This window comes from Tenacibaculum dicentrarchi (assembly GCF_964036635.1).
Lineage (GTDB): Bacteria > Bacteroidota > Bacteroidia > Flavobacteriales > Flavobacteriaceae > Polaribacter > Polaribacter dicentrarchi.
Genome location: NZ_OZ038524.1, coordinates 2,582,843 through 2,602,784, shown reverse-complemented (window position 1 = coordinate 2,602,784; position 19,942 = coordinate 2,582,843). Strand labels below are relative to the sequence as shown.

The 19,942-nt window shown below is 29.1% G+C and carries 17 protein-coding genes; 12 read left to right on the top strand and 5 right to left on the bottom strand.

Annotated features, from left to right (window positions below; all coding sequences use genetic code 11):
• Positions 1-99: 99 nt before the first annotated feature.
• A complete protein-coding gene (locus tag ABNT14_RS11440; RefSeq protein WP_101903325.1) occupies positions 100-774 on the top strand; it encodes an SCO family protein in 675 nt (224 codons plus the stop codon).
• A 53-nt stretch (positions 775-827) separates the two neighbouring features.
• Here ABNT14_RS11440 and ABNT14_RS11435 read toward each other — a convergent pair whose 3' ends face one another.
• Together ABNT14_RS11435 and ABNT14_RS11430 are read right to left on the bottom strand one after the other, a co-directional pair.
• Entirely contained in the window at positions 828-1,172 is a 345-nt protein-coding gene (locus tag ABNT14_RS11435) for an SdpI family protein (RefSeq protein WP_101903324.1), read from the bottom strand.
• Between the two features lie 19 nt (positions 1,173-1,191).
• Positions 1,192-2,550, bottom strand: a complete 1,359-nt coding sequence (locus ABNT14_RS11430; protein ID WP_101903323.1) for a serine hydrolase domain-containing protein — start codon at positions 2,548-2,550, stop codon at positions 1,192-1,194.
• 90 nt (positions 2,551-2,640) lie between these two features.
• On the opposite strand from ABNT14_RS11430, the gene ABNT14_RS11425 reads away from it, so the two are divergent.
• Positions 2,641-3,852: an aminotransferase class V-fold PLP-dependent enzyme gene (locus ABNT14_RS11425; protein ID WP_101903322.1), complete on the top strand. Its 1,212-nt coding sequence runs from the start codon at positions 2,641-2,643 to the stop codon at positions 3,850-3,852.
• Between the two features lie 370 nt (positions 3,853-4,222).
• Here the strand turns inward: ABNT14_RS11425 and ABNT14_RS11420 are convergent, their stop codons facing one another.
• Entirely contained in the window at positions 4,223-4,924 is a 702-nt protein-coding gene (locus tag ABNT14_RS11420) for a Bax inhibitor-1/YccA family protein (RefSeq protein ID WP_101903321.1), read from the bottom strand.
• A 178-nt stretch (positions 4,925-5,102) separates the two neighbouring features.
• On the opposite strand from ABNT14_RS11420, the gene ABNT14_RS11415 reads away from it, so the two are divergent.
• Positions 5,103-6,596 carry a YfcC family protein gene (locus ABNT14_RS11415; RefSeq protein WP_348719385.1) on the top strand — a complete coding sequence of 498 codons (1,494 nt, stop codon included), beginning with the start codon at positions 5,103-5,105 and terminating at the stop codon, positions 6,594-6,596.
• A 3-nt stretch (positions 6,597-6,599) separates the two neighbouring features.
• Positions 6,600-7,586 (top strand): glycerophosphodiester phosphodiesterase, encoded by a 987-nt coding sequence (glpQ, locus tag ABNT14_RS11410; protein ID WP_101903319.1) that lies wholly within the window; start codon positions 6,600-6,602, stop codon positions 7,584-7,586.
• Positions 7,587-7,590: 4 nt separating this feature from the next.
• Here the strand turns inward: glpQ and ABNT14_RS11405 are convergent, their stop codons facing one another.
• On the bottom strand, positions 7,591-8,838 hold the full coding sequence (locus ABNT14_RS11405; protein WP_145993585.1) for a hypothetical protein: 1,248 nt from the start codon (positions 8,836-8,838) through the stop codon (positions 7,591-7,593).
• Positions 8,825-11,287 carry a DUF2339 domain-containing protein gene (locus ABNT14_RS11400; RefSeq protein WP_101903317.1) on the bottom strand — a complete coding sequence of 821 codons (2,463 nt, stop codon included), beginning with the start codon at positions 11,285-11,287 and terminating at the stop codon, positions 8,825-8,827. Before ABNT14_RS11400 ends, ABNT14_RS11405 begins: the two co-directional genes overlap by 14 nt.
• Before the next feature lie 187 nt (positions 11,288-11,474).
• Here ABNT14_RS11400 and ABNT14_RS11395 point away from each other — a divergent pair, with 187 nt between their 5' ends.
• The 8 genes from ABNT14_RS11395 to ABNT14_RS11360 all read left to right on the top strand — a co-directional run bounded on the left by ABNT14_RS11395 (position 11,475) and on the right by ABNT14_RS11360 (position 19,942).
• Positions 11,475-11,978 carry a hypothetical protein gene (locus ABNT14_RS11395; RefSeq protein ID WP_101903316.1) on the top strand — a complete coding sequence of 168 codons (504 nt, stop codon included), beginning with the start codon at positions 11,475-11,477 and terminating at the stop codon, positions 11,976-11,978.
• A gap of 62 nt (positions 11,979-12,040) precedes the next feature.
• Positions 12,041-12,715 carry a hypothetical protein gene (locus tag ABNT14_RS11390; RefSeq protein ID WP_145993584.1) on the top strand — a complete coding sequence of 225 codons (675 nt, stop codon included), beginning with the start codon at positions 12,041-12,043 and terminating at the stop codon, positions 12,713-12,715.
• Positions 12,715-13,719, top strand: coding sequence for a PspA/IM30 family protein (locus ABNT14_RS11385; RefSeq protein ID WP_101903314.1), 1,005 nt, complete (start codon positions 12,715-12,717; stop codon positions 13,717-13,719). Before ABNT14_RS11390 ends, ABNT14_RS11385 begins: the two co-directional genes overlap by 1 nt.
• Positions 13,720-13,765: 46 nt before the next feature.
• Entirely contained in the window at positions 13,766-15,316 is a 1,551-nt protein-coding gene (locus tag ABNT14_RS11380; protein WP_101903313.1) for a phosphate ABC transporter substrate-binding/OmpA family protein, read from the top strand.
• On the top strand, positions 15,316-16,278 hold the full coding sequence (locus ABNT14_RS11375) for an ABC transporter permease (RefSeq protein WP_101903312.1): 963 nt from the start codon (positions 15,316-15,318) through the stop codon (positions 16,276-16,278). Before ABNT14_RS11380 ends, ABNT14_RS11375 begins: the two co-directional genes overlap by 1 nt.
• A gap of 13 nt (positions 16,279-16,291) precedes the next feature.
• The gene (locus ABNT14_RS11370) at positions 16,292-17,101 is read left to right on the top strand and encodes an ABC transporter ATP-binding protein (RefSeq protein ID WP_101903311.1); all 810 of its coding nucleotides are present in this window, start codon (positions 16,292-16,294) and stop codon (positions 17,099-17,101) included.
• A gap of 13 nt (positions 17,102-17,114) precedes the next feature.
• Positions 17,115-19,019 carry an AAA family ATPase gene (locus ABNT14_RS11365; protein ID WP_101903310.1) on the top strand — a complete coding sequence of 635 codons (1,905 nt, stop codon included), beginning with the start codon at positions 17,115-17,117 and terminating at the stop codon, positions 19,017-19,019.
• A 2-nt stretch (positions 19,020-19,021) separates the two neighbouring features.
• On the top strand, positions 19,022-19,942 hold the full coding sequence (locus ABNT14_RS11360) for a 2OG-Fe dioxygenase family protein (RefSeq protein ID WP_101903309.1): 921 nt from the start codon (positions 19,022-19,024) through the stop codon (positions 19,940-19,942).

Below are 19,942 nucleotides of genomic sequence, written 5' to 3'. Positions count from 1 at the left end.
AAGTTTGTAGTATTGATGTGGTTTTGTTTTTATATTTTTCTTTAGATAAGATATATAAAAGTTGTTTTTAGCTGTATTTTAGCTGAAATTTAATCAAAAATGGATTTAAAATTCTTTAAAAAATCAAAAAGCACCTTACTTTTTTTACTTGTTTTTTCGCTGGTAGGCATTCCTGTTTTTTATCATTTGGTAAAAGTAGATGATAAATTACCTGTTTACAATCCTGCCGATATCAACCCTCGATTGGTAGATACATCAGTGCGTTCAAAATCAAAAAATCATAAGATTGGCGCTTTTAAACTCATCAATCAAAATGGCGAAATAATTACCAATGCCAATTATAAAGATAAAATTTATATTGCCGATTTCTTTTTTACCCGATGCCAAACAATTTGTCTTTTGATGGCATATAATATGAGTGAATTGCAAGAAAATTTTAAAAATGATGACGACATTATGTTTTTATCGCATTCGGTAACCCCTGTAATGGATAGCGTTCCGCAATTACGAAAATATGCCGATGCAAAAGGTGTAATTGATGGAAAATGGAACGTAACTACTGGCGATAAAAAGCATATTTATAACTTAGCCCGTAAGCATTATTTTGCTGTTTTAGATGAAGGCGATGGCGGTGACCAAGATTTTGTACATACCGAAAACTTTGTTTTAATCGATAAAAAAGGACAAATTCGAGGAATGTATGACGGTACAAAAGAAGAAAATATGCAAAAAATTATTGATGATGTTGCCTTGTTAAAAGAGGAGTATAAATAGAATATAATAGACCTCACAGGTTTTTAAAACCTGTGAGGTCTGACAGACTAATTTTACTTTAATTTATTTCCTTCATCATCAAAATTTTTGCTAATTTCTTGCTCTGTTTTAATTACCGATACGGCTAACGACAATAACATAATCGCCATAGGTTGCCAGCTGATGGTTTTATTTAAAGAAACAAAAATTAACGAAGCGACTAATGAAATACTCGAATAGATTAAAAATTGTTTGGTAAAAAACTGATTTGCAAATTGCCAAATAGTTTCATTTTTGATGGTTTTATTGGTGCGATACCCATAAATACTATTTATTTTTTTAGGCGGAAAAAAATAAAAGATAATACTGAATAAGAATAAAAATCCGTTTATGGAAAGCACGTAATAATAAGGGTTCATATTTATTTTTTAATTTATTTTAGTTATTTTTTAGTCTTTTTTTAGTTTTAATCGAAGCTATTATTTCTTTTAAAAATAGATTCATATCGGCATTTTTGGTTAATCCTGTACGAACGATGACCAAATTTTCAGTGGGCAAAATAAACACATTCTGTCCTTTATACCCATTAAAAGAATACATATTTTTTGGCACATCAGCATATTTTCCGCCCGCATTTAACCATATTTGCGCACCGTATTGCTTATCGGAAGTTGGGGTAGGCTTGGTGGCGTACTCTACCCAATCTTTATCAAAAAGATGCGTTCCGTTCCATTGACCGTTGTGCAAGTATAAAAGCCCGAGTTTTGCCCAATCTCTAGTGGTTGCCCAACCATAAGAAGAACCTACAAAGCTACCATTTACATCAGTTTCGATAAGCATTGAATTCATGCCTATTTTATCGATTAAAGCCGTGTACCAATATTCTAAATATGCTTGATGCGTGTTAAATTTACTACGAATAAGCCCCGAAATTAAATTTGTTGTTCCTGATGAATAATTCCAATTTTCGTTCGGTTTTGATGTTAAAGGTTTTTTTAACTGTGTTTTAGTCATGTCATTTTCTAGAAAAAGCATTTTTGTAGCATCGCAAATGCTGTTGTAATCTTCTTTCCAAGCCAAGCCTGAATTCATCTGTAATAAATTATGAAGCGTAATATTTTTACGCTCATCGTTTTGCCATTCTTCAAATAAATTAGCAGTATTTACCTTTATTTTGCCTTCGCATTGCATAATTCCAACAATGGTACTAACAATACTTTTAGTCATCGACCAACCTAATTGTTTGGAGTTTTTATCAAAACCATCGGCATATTTTTCGGCAATAATTTTATCCTTATAAATTACTAAAACCGACCGTGTTTTGTTTTTTACATCAAAAAGGGTGTCAATAACGTTGTTTAATTTTTTATAGTTGATATTCTTAAAAATGCTGTCTTTCTGATTGGCATTTCCGTACGGAAAAGGCGTAGTATTATCGGGTTTACTACGTTTTGGAATGTGTGTTTTTTTAGTGATATCATAATCATCATTAATTAAAACAGCGCCTAAACCTTCACGATAAACGGCTTTTCTGGTTAATAAACCAAAAACGGAACCTGTTGCTGATTTTTCCTCGATATTTATTTCATCCGAAGTTAAATTTATTGGCGAAAAATTATTGTCGTTTTTATCGGTAAATTCTAAACTTCTACTCGCCAAAAAAACGGAGGAAGTGGTGTTTTTAGCCGAATATCCTGCTAGTATGTTTAACTTCGGATAATTTAAATAAACAAGAATGCCAAGTGTTAAAACACTAAAAAAAGTGATGAATAACACGATTTTCTTTAAATTTTTCATAAAAAACAGTTTTAACAAATGTAAGAATTTAATTGATTGATGTTTGTAATTGAAATACAACTGCTACCTTTGTTACAAATATTATTTTTTATGTTTATTGTAGATAAAATTAGAGCTGATTTCCCGATTCTTAACCGAGAAGTTCACGGAAAAAAATTAGTATATTTTGATAATGGAGCAACTTCTCAAACGCCACAAATTGTTATTGATGCTATTGTTGATTATTATTCAAATTACAATGCAAATATTCATCGAGGCGTGCATACGTTAAGCCAAGAAGCTACCGATAAATATGAAGAAGCGCGTTTAAAAGTACAACAACATTTTAACGCTAAACATTCGTATGAAATTATTTTAACCGCAGGAACAACGCATAGTGTTAATGTGGTTGCTTCGGGTTTTTCGGCTATTTTAAAAGCAGGAGATGAAGTAATTGTATCGTCTTTAGAACATCATTCAAATATTGTTCCTTGGCAGATGCTTTGTGAAAAAACAGGCGCTATTTTAAAGGTAATTCCGATGAATGAAGATGGTTCTTTAAAAATAGAAAAATATCATGAATTATTAAATGCAAACACAAAATTAGTATTTTGTAATCATGTTTCAAATGCCTTAGGAATCATCAACCCGATTCAAGAAATTATTGATTCGGCACATAAATTTGGTGCTTATGTTTTAATTGATGGAGCGCAAGCAGTACCACATATAAAACCAGATGTACAAGCCTTGGATGCTGATTTTTATGTAGCATCGGCACATAAAATGTGTGGGCCTACGGGAGTTGGTGTATTGTACGGAAAAGAGGAATTGTTAAAATTATTACCGCCTTATCAAGGAGGTGGCGAAATGATTGAAACGGTAACTTTTGAAAAAACAACCTACGCAGGATTGCCTCATAAATTTGAAGCAGGAACGCCAAATATTTGCGGTGGAATTGCTTTTGGAGCGGCAATAGATTACTTAAATTCAATAGGTTTTGATAATATCGCCAAACAAGAAAACGAATTATTAGCCTACGGAACACAAGAATTAGAAAAAATTGAAGGCTTAAAAATTTACGGAACAAGCGATAAGGTTGCTGTAATTTCTTTCAATTTAGAAGGAATTCATCCGTATGATGTAGGGTCGATTTTAGATAAATTAGGCGTAGCAGTTCGTACTGGGCATCATTGTGCACAACCGATTATGAATTTTTACGGAATCCCTGGAACGGTTCGAGCGTCGTTTGCTTTTTATAATACAAAACAAGAAATTGACGTTTTAGTAGCTTCTGTAAAAAGAGCCAAAATGATGTTGAGTTAATTTCTTTTTTTTTGATGCTAATTTTTGTCAATTCGAGTGATTTTAATGACTAAAAAGAATTAAAATTGTATCGAGAATTTGATTTTTTTATGTTGATGAATTTTTATTCATTTTGATGTTAAAAAAGTTCTCGATACAATTTTTTTGAAGGAAAAAAATCACTCGAACTGATATTTTGTTTGTAATAAAGCCAAGTATAGGTTCTAAAAATAGTTCTTATAAAATATACTTGGTTTTAGCTACTTATAAAATGAAGCAGAAATTCCTAGCCCCGATTGAAGCAATTGTTTGAGCTCTTTTTTTGATTTTTCTTCAAAAAAAAGCGAGTGCGGAAAGCGGGAAATAGCTTCAAATAATTTTTATAGTTCTTTTAATCTCTCGACATAAAAATTTGTAAAACATACCAAAATAACAGCATTAAAGAAGCAAATAATCCAATGGCAGCAGGGATATAGTCATCAGTAGAAAATTTGTGAACAAGGTTTGAGGTTTGGTATAAAATAGACCCCGCAGCTAGTACGCACATTCCTACAGAAAACCATAAACCAAGGTTAAAACCAAATAATGTTCCTGCAATTAATAAGGCAATGGCAATGAAAAAACCAATACTTAAACCTGCTTTTATAAAGGAGAAATCTTTTTTGGTGATAAATACAATTGATGAAATTCCTGCAAATAATCCTAGGGTTACAATTCCTGCTTGCTTGATAATTTCAAAATTATTGGTGTATGAAATTGCCATGTAAATTAACGGAATAAAGATAAATGCTTCGGCAAATACATAGCCGGAATAGGCTAAATATTGTAAGTTTTTGTCAGTTGTTTTTAAGGCGGTGCTTTCGGCATAATTGGTTATTAGCATAAAACCACCGAGCAATAACAGCCACTTGTAGCCTTGTGTCATTGATAATGCAAATTCGACAATGCTGGCGTTTTGCAATAATAAATATTCAAAAAAGATAAATAATAATACGCCTAAACCAACGTGTGCGTATGTTTTTTTGTAAAAAGAAACGCGGTCTGTTACTGATAATTGCCCTACGCGAATTTTGTTGTTAAATGAGTTTTCCATGAAAATTTTTTAAGATAAAATGTAAATGTAAAGGTATGTTTTTTAAGTGAAATTTAATTTTTGTTTTACTTTTTGAAAAAACCTTTTTTGTAATTTTTGTTTCATAATTATTTATTTAACAAGGGCTGTCTGTGTCTTGAATTTGTTTTACTTTTATCAAAAATAAAATTTTTACATTTTGAAAAATATTAAATTTCCTACACCGCATACTATTTTGTTATTAATAGCTGGTTTGGTGGCACTTTTAACTTGGTTTATTCCTGCGGGTAAATTTGATGCTTTGCAGTATCAAAAAAGTAGTAATTCGTTTACATATTCACATTTAAAAGAACAAAAAACACTTCCTGCAACTCAAGAATCATTAGCGGAATTAGGGATTAAAATTCCTTTAGAAAAATTTACAAATGGCGATATTTCTAAACCGATTAGTGTGCCGGGAACTTACACCGAATTACCTGCGCAACCTCAAGGAATTTTGGCTTTTTTAAAATCGCCAATAAGAGGAATCACCCAATCGTCAGACATTATTTTGTTTGTGTTAATTTTAGGAGGTGTTATCGGAATTATGAATTTTACGGGTGCTTTTGATGCAGGAATTGCATGGCTGGCAAAAAAATTAAAAGGGAAAGAATATTGGTTAATTTTTGTGGTAACAAGTTTAATAGCCACAGGTGGAACTACCTTCGGATTGGCAGAAGAAACCATTGCTTTTTATCCTATTTTAATTCCTATATTTTTGGCGGCAAGATACGATGCTATTGTTGCTTTAGCCTGTGTTTATATAGGTTCATCTATTGGAACAATGTGTTCAACAGTAAACCCGTTTAGTGTTATTATTGCTTCGGATGCGGCAGGAATTAACTGGACAACAGGTTTTGCAGGAAGGTTGTTAATGCTGGTTTGTGGAATTGTTATTTGTGTTATTTATATTTTACGTTATGCTAATAAAGTTCAAAAAAACCCTACGAAATCAATTATTTATGACCAAAAAGAAATGATTGAAAATATCTTTGGAAGTAGTACTTCTGATACTCACGTTTTAACAGGAAGATTACGTGTTATATTAACTGTTTTTACGCTTTGTTTTGTGGTAATGATTTACGGGGTTTCTCGTTTAGAATGGTGGTTTGAAGAAATGACTGTGGTCTTTTTAGTAGGGGCAATTCTTATTGGTTTTTTAGCCAAAATGAAGGAAGAAAATTTTGTAACAACCTTTATAAAAGGTGCAAATGATTTATTGGGTGTTGCGTTTATTATTGGAATCGCACGAGGGGTTTCAATATTGATGGAACAAGGATTAATTAGCGATACTATTTTACAAAACGCTAGTGAATTTACTACAGGAATGCCAAAAGGAATTTTTGCAAACGTGTTATTGTTTATTTATTCGGGCTTATCATTTTTTATTCCAAGTTCGTCAGGAATGGCGGTTTTAACCATGCCGATAATGTCGCCACTAGCCGATACGGTTGGTATTGGGCGTGAAATTATTGTCAATACTTATTTATACGGAATGGGTTTATTTTCGTTTATCAACCCAACAGGATTAATTTTAGCCTCTTTGGCAATTGTAAAAGTTGGTTATGATAGATGGCTGAAATTTGCACTTCCTTTGGTTGTTATTTTAACAATTTTTACCATGATTTCTTTAACAATTCAGGTATATTTATAAACGATGAAACATTATTATACATTTATTCTTTGCTTTTTTATCTTCGGATGTAATAAGGTAGACAAAACGAGTATTAAAAAGATGAAATTATCTAAAATAGTAATTGCACATCGTGGTGCATCAGGATATTTACCTGAACATACCATGGAATCAAAAGCAATGGCATATGCTATGAATCCTGATTATATTGAGCAAGATTTGGTACTAAGTAAAGATAATATTCCAATTGTTATTCATGATATTTATTTAGATGATGTTACCAATGTAGCTACTATTTTTCCTGATAAAAAAAGAGCAGATAATCGGTATTATGTAATCGATTTTACTTTTGATGAATTACAGCAATTACAAGTAACCGAACGGTTTGATACCAAAACACAAAAACAATTTTATCCAAAGCGATTTCCTAAAGGAAAAGGAAATTTTAAACTTCATTCTTTACAACAAGAAATTGAACTTATTCAAGGTTTAAATTATAGTACAAATAAAAATATTGGAATTTATCCAGAGATAAAAAATCCTGATTTTCATCATAAAAATGGAAAAGATATCGCTAAAATAACGTTAGATATTCTTTCTGATTATGGTTACAAAACTAAAAAAGATGCCTGTATTTTTCAATGTTTTGATGCCAAGGAATTAGAAAGAATTCGAAAAGAATTAAAATCCGATTTGTTTTTAGTTCAGTTAATAGAATTTGAAGAAGAAACAAAAGAATTAAAACATTTTGCAACTTATGCCGATGGAATAGGACCTTGGTATAAGCAAATTTTAGCCGAAAAAATAGCAGATAAATTTACTTTTACAAATTTAGTTTCAGAAGCGCATCAGCTCGGCTTAAAAGTGCATCCATACACTTTTAGAGCCGATAGTTTAGACGAATTCTCTTCGTTTGAAGAAATGATGCAAGTATTATTTTTTGAAGCTAATATTGACGGTGGTTTTACTGATTTTCCTGATAAAATGGTCGCTTTTTTAAATGATAATTAAATTTTTAAGATTGTTTTTTTTCTTGATTACCAATATCTTTTATCAAAGAAAAAGCAAAATAAATAATAAAACCACCACTTAATACAATACAAATCCACATAAAAATAGTGGTTTGCCAAAAAGGTGTATTTTTAGGCGATACAGTTTTAGTTTTGTTTTTAGAAAACGATGTAATACTTGTTTCTGTGATATTTTTTGTAGTCGATGAAATGAAATTTTCTAAATCGTACGACGGTTTTGTTAAGGTAGAATCAACTATTATTTTGTAATTATTTGCTTTCTTTAAATTAGCAATTAAATAAATTGGCTTCTGAAATAATTGGATATTTTCTATTGCTAAAGCAGGATTATCTTTATTTTCAATTGCTATGATAAACTCTTTTTCGTTTAAGTTGTTAAACGTAAATGAGTTTTTGTTTTTAGAATTTAATTGAAAAGAAGCGATGTTTTCAGTGTAAGTTTCTACACGTTTTTTAATTTTTCGTTCTCTTTTTACAAGGATTTTAGCATTTCTTAGAAAAAAATCAGTGTCAATTTTAAAAGAAATACTATTTATTTTATGCGAATTTTCAGCCGTAAATTTAAGTTGTGTAACCTTTTTCTTTTTTTCGGTAGAAATAGCTTCTTGTTTGTATTGATTTATTTCAATTGCATTTTGAGTGAAAATTTTACTTTTATAGATTCCTGCTTCTAAAATATTTATGGGTAATGAGTTTTTATCATCAAAATTGATGCGTAAAAAAGGATAGGTATTTAAAGGGAAATGAATAGTTTGCTCTAAAAATATTTTTCCTGAAGCTGTTTTTTTAGGTGTGCTTTTATGCGATAAAATACGATTAGAAGTTAATCCAAACCAGTCAGAACCATTGTCACTTCCGTATAGATTATAGCTTTTTATTATTTTTGTATTGGCAATTTTTAGCGTAATTGTAGCTAGTTTTTCTACGGATTTATTTTCGATTACAATTGACGTTACAGAATCTTTAATAACATTTTTTGATGCTATTTTAAGTTGCTCAAAGGTTGAGAATTTTTTATCATTATTATATATTAAAACATACGGAACATCGTTTTTTAAAGAGTCTTTAATTCTTAAAAAACTGTAATTTTCAGCTGCTGCCGAACGAACTTTTATCGGTAGCATTATTTTATGCAAACCGTTTTCATTTATCGGATGAATACTACCTGTATAATTTTGAGTAAAAGTAGTAAGAGAAATGAATAAGCTAATTAATAAACTATATTTTTTCATCTTGATGGTTTTTTTTAGCGTCATTTTCAATATCATTTTTAGCTGTTTTTTCATCAATAACTAATTTTTTTAATTTTTGATACACAAAAGAAATTATCAAAATTAAAACCCCTAATAATATAAAGGCAATAATTTTTCCTGTTTCTGAAACGTTTTTAATATCGTAAATAAAAAGTTTTAAAATAGTTAAACCAAGTAACGATAGTGCGATTACTCGTAAGTTTTTCCATTGTTTTTTTATCCCAATAATTAAAAAGATAAAAGAAAAAACTCCCCAAAGTATTGGATATCCTATTTTAATAATTTGTGTTTTAGTCGCTGATATTTGGCTGCGTACAAAAATATTTTTATCGTAAAAATCATTTTTTGATTCCGTGAATTTTTCAGATAATACTACTGTATCAATTGTATTTGAAAGATGTAAACCATGTATCATTATTTCATTACTTAAAATATATACAATGGCAAAAGTAAATATCCAAGGCAATAATTTAGCCAATTTTGGTCGTATTTTAAATAAAATATTAAATTTTAAATAACACTGATATCCAAAATAAATTAAACAACTTAAAACGATATAATGAAAGTAAAAAGCATAGTTTGTATCAGTGTTTTCTACGAAGTTTTCAATTAATTCGTTTGCAGGTAATTTGTAAAAATCAACAATATAAAGTGCTGTTGAAACAATACCTACCACTAAAATTCCTTTTGAAATATTTTTATTTTTTAATATTGATGCTACATATAATATGGTCGTAATAAATATAAAATGATATGTGACAGGAAAAGATAAGGCAGAAAAAGTGTTCTTTAAATATTGATAAGCTTGATAATTTACTTCTAAAATACCCGTAAAATAAGTTATTAAAATAGTGATAATTAAAAGTATATTTCGATATAAATTAATATTTATAGAAAAGTGTTTTATAACGATTTCTTTCTCTTTTTTTAATAACCAGTATGTTAAAAATAGCGAACTACTAACCACTAAACCTGCAATAAATAACGGATTTAAAATGATAGTTAAATCTTTTGTAAAGCTGTATTTTTCCCAATCTAAAAATAAACTGATAAGTGTTAAAACTTGTATTATAAATCCACCAATTTTAAAGGTGTTTATTTTTGATTTTTGAGATAACCAAAATAATAAAATAGCTTCCGAAGCCCAAAAAAGAGTAATGATATTACCTTCAAACTGAATTGGAATTGTTAAGGTAACAAAAGTTAAAGCAAGTCCGATTAATAAGTAAATAGCGTTTTTATCTAATCCGAATTTTTTATATAAAACAGTAGCGTAAGCAATGTTATAAAGTGCCAATAATAACGTAAATAATCCTGTTAAATTTGATGCTAAATCATTTAAAATTAACATTCCTAATCCGAAAAACACAAAGGTATTTGCTACTAAAATAAAATATTCTATTTTAGAAAAAACACCTTTATTTCTAAGGTTATTTAAAACAATAGTGATGCTAAATATAAAATAGAATAAGGTTGCAAAAATTAAAGCTCCTGAATGTGAAAATGTGTTGCTACCTATTTTTAAAGCACACCAACTTCCGAATAATATTGTTGTAAATATAAAAGATAATATTGTTGAAATTCGCCATTTTTTAAAATAAGAAATCCCTAATATTCCGATGTTTAAAATAGCAATGTACGTAAATAAAACTACGTAATTACCTTCGCCCGTACTTACCATAAATGGCGCTGAAAATCCACCAATTAATGATAAAACAGCGAGTTCTTGTCGGTTATAAGAAACCGCAACAAGCGTACTGAAAATGGTTATTACCGTCATAATAGCAAAAGCTACCGTTTGACTAAATAACTCATATTCATGAAAAGCAATATAAATAGTAAAGTAAAAAATACTAATAGCTCCCGCCACTAAAACAGAACTAAAAGAAGTGTAATTTTTCTTTAATTTATGAGCAATTACCATAATTAAAGAACCACATAAAACACCAATTCCAACTCTTGCAGGTTCGTTTATCCAATCTTTATCAATGGCATATTTTACAAAAAAACTAATACCTAATACTAAAATTAAGATTCCAAGTTTATTAATCAAATTTTCACCGATGAACTTTTCTAAATCAGGATTTTTCTCCTTAAATCGTTCAAAAAATGATTTTTTAGGAATTGATTTTATGGTATCTTTAATCGGTTTTTCTATTGTTTTTTTATCCTCTAAAATAGGATTGACTTTTAAAGAATCAGTAATAGGAGGTATTATAATTTCCTCTTTTTTAGGAGTAGGAATTATCGGAGTTACTATTTCTTCTTCTTCGGATGCTACATTTTTATTAGCTATAACGGTGTTTTTTGAAAAAATTTCTTTTTGTAAATCTGCAATTGTTTTATTGAGTTGCTCAAATTTTTTGTTGATATTTTTATTGATAAAATAAAAACAGAGTAAGGGCATTATAAAGTATAAAAATTCCATAGCATATCATTTTGAATTTCACATCAAATGTAAACCTTTATAATGATACCGATTTTTAATATCATCAAAAGTAAAAAATACGTTTATAAAAGCTGTTATTATTTGTTTTTTGATATTTTTTAGGTAAAAACTAAATCAATAGTATTATTCTTATAAATTTGTGAGTCAGCTATAAAAGAAGAAAAACATGACAGTATACGACCTTATAAACATACTTAGTAATAATTCAAACAATATAATAAACTACTATGTAGCCTTACTTTTAGTTACATTATTAGGGCTTTTATTTTCAAATATGATTCGTCCTAAATCGCCAATTTTATATGTGTATAGTATTTTAATATATGCTTTAGCGATACCTGGTCTTTTAGCTATTATTTTGGTTATTTATAATTTTTTCTTCTTGCGTAAAAATTTAATGCAACTTCAATTAGTAACCTATTATTTACCGATAATAGCTATGATATTGCTGTTTTTAATTATTAAAAAAACAGTTCCTTTAAAAGAAATTCCTGGTTTTGATAAATTATCAGGCTTATTTATCATCTTATTTATTACTTTTTTAAGTACCTATTTTATTCAAAAAGCAATTATAGGTGTTTTCTTTATTGGTAGTTTTACTCAGCTTATAGCTATATTCTTAGTCTTATTAGTGGTTTTAAAATTAGGTTGGAATAAATTTGTAAAGTAATGTATTAGGATAAAGACTTTTACTTGGTTAATTTTTTTAAATTTGTTAAAACTAGAGTAACTATGTTAAAAAATTTAAAATCGCTATTTTTTACTGAAGATGAAAGTGAAGAGGTGAACAAGAAAAAGGTAGTTTCAAAAGAGACACCAAAATCATCAGTAGAAAAAGTAAGTGTTGTAAATGAATCAGCACCTATAAGTTCTAACACAAATACTAGTGGTACTGTTGATAATGCTATTGTAGAAAAATTATTAGTAGCAATTGAAAACAATAACTTAGAAGGATTTGATTATCTAGAATTTAAAAAAGCCTTAAAAGCTTTAGAAAAAATTCCGATGGACGAGGCTACAAAATATCGTTCAACCTATGCAGCAGCTTCGACAATGGGAGCAACTTTAGAGAGTTTATTAGAAACTATAAATCATTATATTGGGGTATTAGATACTGAAAATAGTACTTTTACAAAAGCTTTTGAAGGGCAATTAGTAGCTAAAATAGGTAATAAAGAAAAAGAAATTACACAGTTTGAAGCGGTTGTTAATGAAAAATCAGAAAAAATAAAACAACTTACAAACGAAATTACAAAGCATCAAAATCAAATTGAAGAGTTAAAAAAATTGATAGCTGATAGTAGCCATAAAATTACAAAAACTCAAAATGATTTTAAAATGTCGTACTTACATTTAAGAACGCAGTTTGAACAAGATGCACAAAAAATAAAACAATATATAAAATAATGGAAAATTTTGCACCCAAATCTTTTTGGGAAAAACCAGAAGGAAAAACAGGAATGTTTTTTACAGCACTATTAGCAGGTGGAAGTATGTATTTTTTATACAAAGCACTGCCTTATCTTATTAATATTGTTGAAAACACCTTACATTTAGGATTACTTTTAGCAGGTTTAGGAGCGTTAATTTATATGATTTTAGATCCTAAAATGCGTAACCTGATTTTTTATATGTATAAATCATTTATGCGATGGATTACAGGTTTATTTATTTTAATTGACCCAATAGGAATTTTAAAAAGTTATATTGATGATTTAAAAGATAACTTAAAGAAAATGAACAAACAAATTGCTGTTTTAAAAGGTCAAATGAGAAGGCTACAGCAAATAATGAATGAAAATAAAAAGAATATCAATAACAACTTAAAGCTTGCAAGTGCTGCCAAAGAGAAAGATAAAAAAGGAATTATGATTCTGAAATCTCGAAAAGCAGGAAGATTAAGAGAATCTAATTTAAAGCTTGATGAGTTGTACAGAAAAATGGAAATTTTATACAGAGTATTAACAAAAATGTATGAAAATTCTGAAATTTTAGTAGAAGATATTGAAGACCAAGTAATGGTAAAAGAACAAGAACGTAAAGCAATACGTGCGAGTCATTCTGCTATGAAATCGGCAATAAATATTATTTCTGGGAACAACGATAAAAAAGAAATGTTTGATAGAGCTTTAGAAGCAATTGCTGATGATGTTAGTATGAAAATTGGTGAAATGGAGCGTTTTATGGAAATGTCAAACGGTTTTATGGATTCTATCGATTTACAAAACGGAATTTTTGAAGAAGAAGGTTTAGAGTTATTAGATAAATGGGAAAAAGAAGGAGTTTCTTTAATCCTTGGAAATCAAAAAGATTTATTAGTAAATGACAGTCATAGTGTAGATTTAGATGCACCAACATTAAAGAAAAACAAAAATCATAATAATCAGTATTCAGATTTATTCAATTTTTAAATCTTTACAATCTAAAAATAATATCAAAAAAAGTAAATAGTAAATTATGGCAGGAAAAAAATTAACTCCATTATCTAAAATATTAATTGTTGCAGTAATTATTGGAGGTGTTTATTTTTTATTAAATAAACTAAGAGACCCAAAAGTTAAAGACAAAATAAATGAAGTAACTGCAAGTGCTGATAATTCAGAAACTAAAGAAGGGTATCAAGATGTACTGAATATCGGAGTTGTTACTTGGGGAGGTTATGCTGGTGGACAGTATTTTAATGAAGGTTTTAAAGCAAATACAAATTCTCGATTTTATAAAGATTACGGATTTAAAGTAAATTTTAAAGTAATTGATGATTTTGATGCTTCTCGTGATGCGTTTAAAAATGGCGATATCGATTTAATGTGGGCAACTATTGATGCCTTTCCTACCGAAGTAGCAGGATTATCGCAATATCAACCACAAGTTGTTTTTCAAGCAGATTGGAGTCGTGGAGGAGATGCAATTGTTGCACGTAGAGGAATTAATAAAGTAAGCGATTTAAGAGGTAAGAAAATTGCAGTAGCACCAATGACACCATCGCACTCGTTTTTAATTTGGTTATTAGAAGCTGGAGATATCAGTGTAAAAGATGTTAAAATAATTGAAGTACCAAGTGCTATTGATGCTGCCGATGCTTTTAAAAGTGGAACTGTAGATGCTGCCGTTGTTTGGAGTCCTGATGATGCAGATTGTGTTCAAAAAGTAGCAGGAGCTAGGGTTTTAGAAAGTACTAAAAATGCAACGCATATTATTGCTGATGTTTTTGTCGCTAAAAAAGATTTTATCGAAAATAATAAAGAACAATTAAGAGAATTATACGAAGGTTGGATGATTGGAGCATCTGAACTTAATAATTCGGATGCTAATAAAAAGAAAGCAGCTAAAATTTTAGCTGAAGGTTTATCGCAACCAGAAGATTTTTGTTATGATGCGATTAATAATGTACGTTTAGCTACGCATGGCGATAATCAAAATTTCTTCGGATTAAATACTAATTACAACGGTGTAACAGGAGAAAATTTATACAATAAAATGAAAGTAAAGTATCAAAATTTAGGATACAATACTTCAGGTGCAAAAAGTTGGAGATTACTTTCTACAAAAGATTTAGTAACAAAAACAACTTCGTTAACAGGAGCAAATCATGTTTCAGAAAAAGAAAAACAATTTTCTAAAGCCAATGATAAATTAGCTAAAAAGGCATCTTTATCATCAAAAAAAGTAAGTATCAGTTTTAGAACAGGTCAGTTTATTTTAAGTGATAATGCAAAGCAATTAATAGACGTACAATTTACGCCAATAGCAAAAGCTTTTGCAAATACACGCATCCGTATTGAAGGAAATACAGATAATGTTGGAAAAAGAGGTTCTAATGTGTTACTTTCTAGAAGAAGAGCACAATCGGTTGCTAATTATTTAATTGATGAACATAATATGCCTAAAAATAGGTTTATTATTTTAGGAAATGGACCTGATAAACCAGTTGCTGGTTGTGAGAGAAATCAGAATAAAAACTGTCAGGCTAAAAATAGAAGAACCGATTTTGAATTAGTTGTAGACTAATGAATTATAAAAAATTATTTGAGTTACGAGGAGAACTTACATCAAAAGAAAAAATTACGCTAACCATTCTGGGAAGCGTAATTTTGATGTTATTTTGGTTTGTATTTGCAGAAGTTTTATCGAAAACAATTATTACTCAAAACGATAAAATTTCACCTAGTTCTTTATCCGAAGAAAATAGAAAATACTACGAAAGCGATTCGCTTTTAGTTGCTAATTATACACTTTTAGAAACAAAAAGTATAGAGAATTTAAAAGAGTTAGGTTTAGTTAAAAACAAAGTATATCCTATTTTACCTTCGCCAATAAAAGTAATCAAAGCTTTTCCTGAATTAAATAAGGATGATGACGTTATTGGAAATACTTTTTTATCAATTAAATTAAATGTTTTAGGATATTTATTAGCAATTATTATTGCAATTCCGATTGGATTTTTATTAGGATTAGTACCTCTTTTTAGAGGTTTGTTTAGCAAAATAATTGATTCATACCGTTTTATTCCGCTAACAGCAGTAACAGGAATTTTTATTATGTGGCTCGGTTTAGGAAGTCAAATGAAAGTTAGTTTTTTAGCTTTTGGTATTATTGTTTATTTAATTCCTGTTGTGGTTCAGCGAATCGATGAGGTTCAAAAAGTATATTTAAATACTGTTTTTACTTTAGGAGCAACACCATGGCAAACTATAAAATCGGTTTATATGCCGTATGTATTTTCAAAATTAATTGATGATATTCGAGTATTAACCGCAATTTCTTGGACATATATTACCATTGTAGAAATGCTAAATAAAGGAGGTGGAATTGGTGAGTTAATTTGGACAGCAAAAAGACAAAGTAGAATAGATAAGGCGTTTGCAATATTAATTATCATTGTTATTATTGGCGTAATACAAGACCGATTATTTGTAATTATAGACAAACTATTGTTTCCTTACAAACACATTAATACCAACAAACGTTAATAAAAAATAAACGATGAGTTTACTATTTACAGACAACGCACAGGCATCTAATATTATTGAATTACGCAATATTGAGCAGTCGTATAATAACGGACAAACTAAAATTATTCAAAATTTAGATTTACTAATCGAAGACAAACCAATGCAAGGGCAACTCGCTGTTATTTTAGGAATGTCAGGCTGTGGGAAATCTACTTTATTGCGTTATATAGCAGGTTTGCAACAACCAACATCAGGAAGTGTTTTGGTAAAAGGGCAACCTGTTAGCAAACAAAATAGGGTGAGTATGGTTTTTCAGCAATATTCTTCTTTACCTTGGATGACTGTTTTAGATAATGTTGGTTTAGCATTAAAATTTGAAGGGATTTCTAAAAAAGAACGTGATGAACGTGCTATGGAAATGATTCAATTAGTAGGTTTAGACGGACACGAAAAAAAGTATGCGCAATATCCTAATTTATCAGGAGGACAGTTACAGCGAATAGCCATTGCACGTAGTTTAATGTCGAATCCAGAAATTTTATTGATGGATGAGCCTTTCGGAGCTTTAGATGTTAAAACGAGGTTACAAATGCAAGATTTATTAATCAATATTTGGGAGAAATTTAGCCCAACTATTTTGTTTGTAACGCATGATATTCAAGAAGCGGTGTATTTAGCTGATGATATTTACATAATGAAACACGCACCGTCAAATTTTGTAAAACATATTAATGTCGATTTACCTTTTCAACGAAATAGAGATACTAAAAGATTACCTCATTTTGATGAATTAGTGCATCAAGTAGAAGATGCAATGATGGCAATAGATTCAAAAAATTAATAATAAATAGTCTATGAATAGTACAAAATCGTATAAAATAATCGACCTGTTTTTTAAGAAATTATCTTTAGAAAATACGCCTTATTTTTTTAAAGGGAAATTGGTAAATCCTTTAAAAATAATTGCTATTTCTGCCGATTTTTCAAAACTGAAAATTAAAGATGAAGATTTATTATTGCTTTATTCGTCAAAGAAAGATAGCAATAATTTCGATTTTGTAATTACCTCAAAACATATTCACACAAAAAGTAACACGTATTTATTAGAAATTACGGCTTTAAAAAATGACGAATTTCTTTCTTTTGATGAAGAGCATTTATCATTAATAAGAAATTTGGTGAGCGATTTAGGTGTATCAGTAAATGAAGAAAAGAAAAATTTAGCTTCTTTTACTGATAAATTTAAACGCTTTGTAAATCAAAAAGAGAGTAGTGCTACTAATTTTGATATCGATGCTTCTTTTTTAGAAATTTTAAAAAATGAAGGTGATAAAATTCAAAATTTAGCAGACGATTTAAATAATAACAAACGATTTTCATCAGTAATTAATGATATTGTAACTAAAACTGATGATGCCGTAAAATTTACAGCCGAACACATCATATTACAAGATATTATTAAAGTTTTTAATAAGGTTTGTAATTTAACAAGTGAAGAAAATAAAGTAGCAACGCTAAGAATTAAATTTTTATTGGCTTTTTTGTTTGAAAAATTACAAGGAAATGATATTATAAGTAGTTTGAGTATCGCTCGAATAAATGAATTTGTTGCTTCGGATAGTTTTGATAAAAATATTGAAATTATAAAAAAAGCCACTCTTTTTGATTTAGGAGATACCTATAAAAATGAGTTTTTGTTACCGTTAATTTTAAAGCGATTAAAGAATCCACATTTTTCAAATTCAGCTGCTTTTTTATATCGAATTGCTTCTTTAATTGTAAAAGCAGATGGAACAGTATCTGAAAAAGAACAAGAAATTCTTAAAAAGATAAACGATAAATTACAGCATCCGAAGGAGAAATTACAAGGTGTAAAAGAGGTTGAGATTGATGAAAATGAGACTTTAGAAGAAGTTTTAGAAGAATTGAATCAATTGGTAGGTTTGGACAATATTAAAGTTGCAATTGCTGAATTATCGAATTTTTTAAAGGTTCAAAAATTACGAGAATCTGAAGGATTAAAAAGTGTAAATAATTCGTTGCATTCTGTTTTTATGGGGCCTCCAGGAACAGGAAAGACCACGGTAGCACGTTTAATTTCTAAAATATACAAACATTTAGGATACTTAGAAAAAGGACATTTAATAGAAACTGACCGTAGTGGAATGGTTGCGGGGTATGTTGGGCAAACAGCTTTAAAAGTAGAAGAAATTGTAACTGCTTCGTTAAATGGTGTTTTATTTATTGATGAAGCATATGCGTTGGCAAAAGATGCTAAAAAAGATTTTGGAAACGAAGCAATTGAAGTATTGCTGAAAAAAATGGAAGACCACAGAAAAGAATTGGTCGTTATTGTTGCTGGATATCCTGATGAAATGAAAAGCTTTGTCAATTCAAACCCAGGATTACAATCTCGTTTTAACAGGTATTTTACTTTCGACCATTATAAACCGACAGAATTGGTCGCTATTTTTGAACTTTTTTGTAAAAAGAACGATTTTGTTCTAGCTTCTGAAGCTAAAGAAAAGCTCTTATTTATCTTTGAAAAACTTTACGGAAAAAAGGATAAAAACTTTGGAAATGCTCGTGTAGCAAGAAATCTTTTTGAAAAAATAATTGAATATCAAGCAAACAGAATTATTGCAATTGCTCCCATAACAAAAGAATTATTAATTACCATTGTTGAACAAGATATACCGCCAGTAAATAAAACAGTGGAAAAATATTTGATGTTTCAAGAAGCTGAAGAAGTAGTATAAAAATGATTACTGAAAAAGAGATATCCGAACAATTAAAACGAACTATAAAAGCGCCAATCCGTATTGGTTCGTTAACTGATTTAGCCATTAATAAAGCTGATTTTATAGCATCTTTTAAACCTTTTTTTGATGCTGATTTAATGGATGATGAGTATTTGGTTAAAAATAATCAAATTGCATTTTTAAAGTCGATTTTTATAGAAGATAGAATTTCTTTAGAAAAAATACATCAAGATTATTTTGAAGGAAAGTTATCAAAAACTGTTTTAAATCCGTGGATTGATAAGTTATCAGAAAATCAAAAGAAAGAATTTTTAATCCTTTCTAAAATTACAAGACAACGAAATATATCTTCTTTTACAGTAGAAAAATTATCAAAAAAACAAAGAGATAATTTACTTGTAAAACGAATTGAAGTAAAATCATTTAAACAAGATGTATCTGATTTTAGAGTTTGGAAACGTGTTTTTAAACAAGCATCTAAAGCATCCGTAGAAAATGAATTATTTAAAACTCTTTTAAAACAAGTATTTCTTTTGATAAGTGAAATTCATCCAACGGTTCAAAAGATAAAAATTACGAGTCATTTTATGCGCACAATTTCTGATATTCAGATAAAAGGAGAAAACTCTCCAGAAGGTGTTCATGAAGATGGTGCAAAATATATTGTGTCTGCTTTGGTTATCAACAGAACGAATATTTTAGGTGGAGAAACTCAAATTTTTGAAGCTATTTCAGAAAAAAAAGAACTTATTTTTAATACGATTTTAGAAGAAGGAGAATTTGCTTTTCAAGCAGATACTGGCGAAGAAAAAGAGTTCGGAACTGATTTATGGCATTATGTAACGCCTATTCAGCCCATAAATTTAGCTGAAAAAGGCGTTAGAGATATTATTGGTTTTGATATTGAAATCGTATCTTAA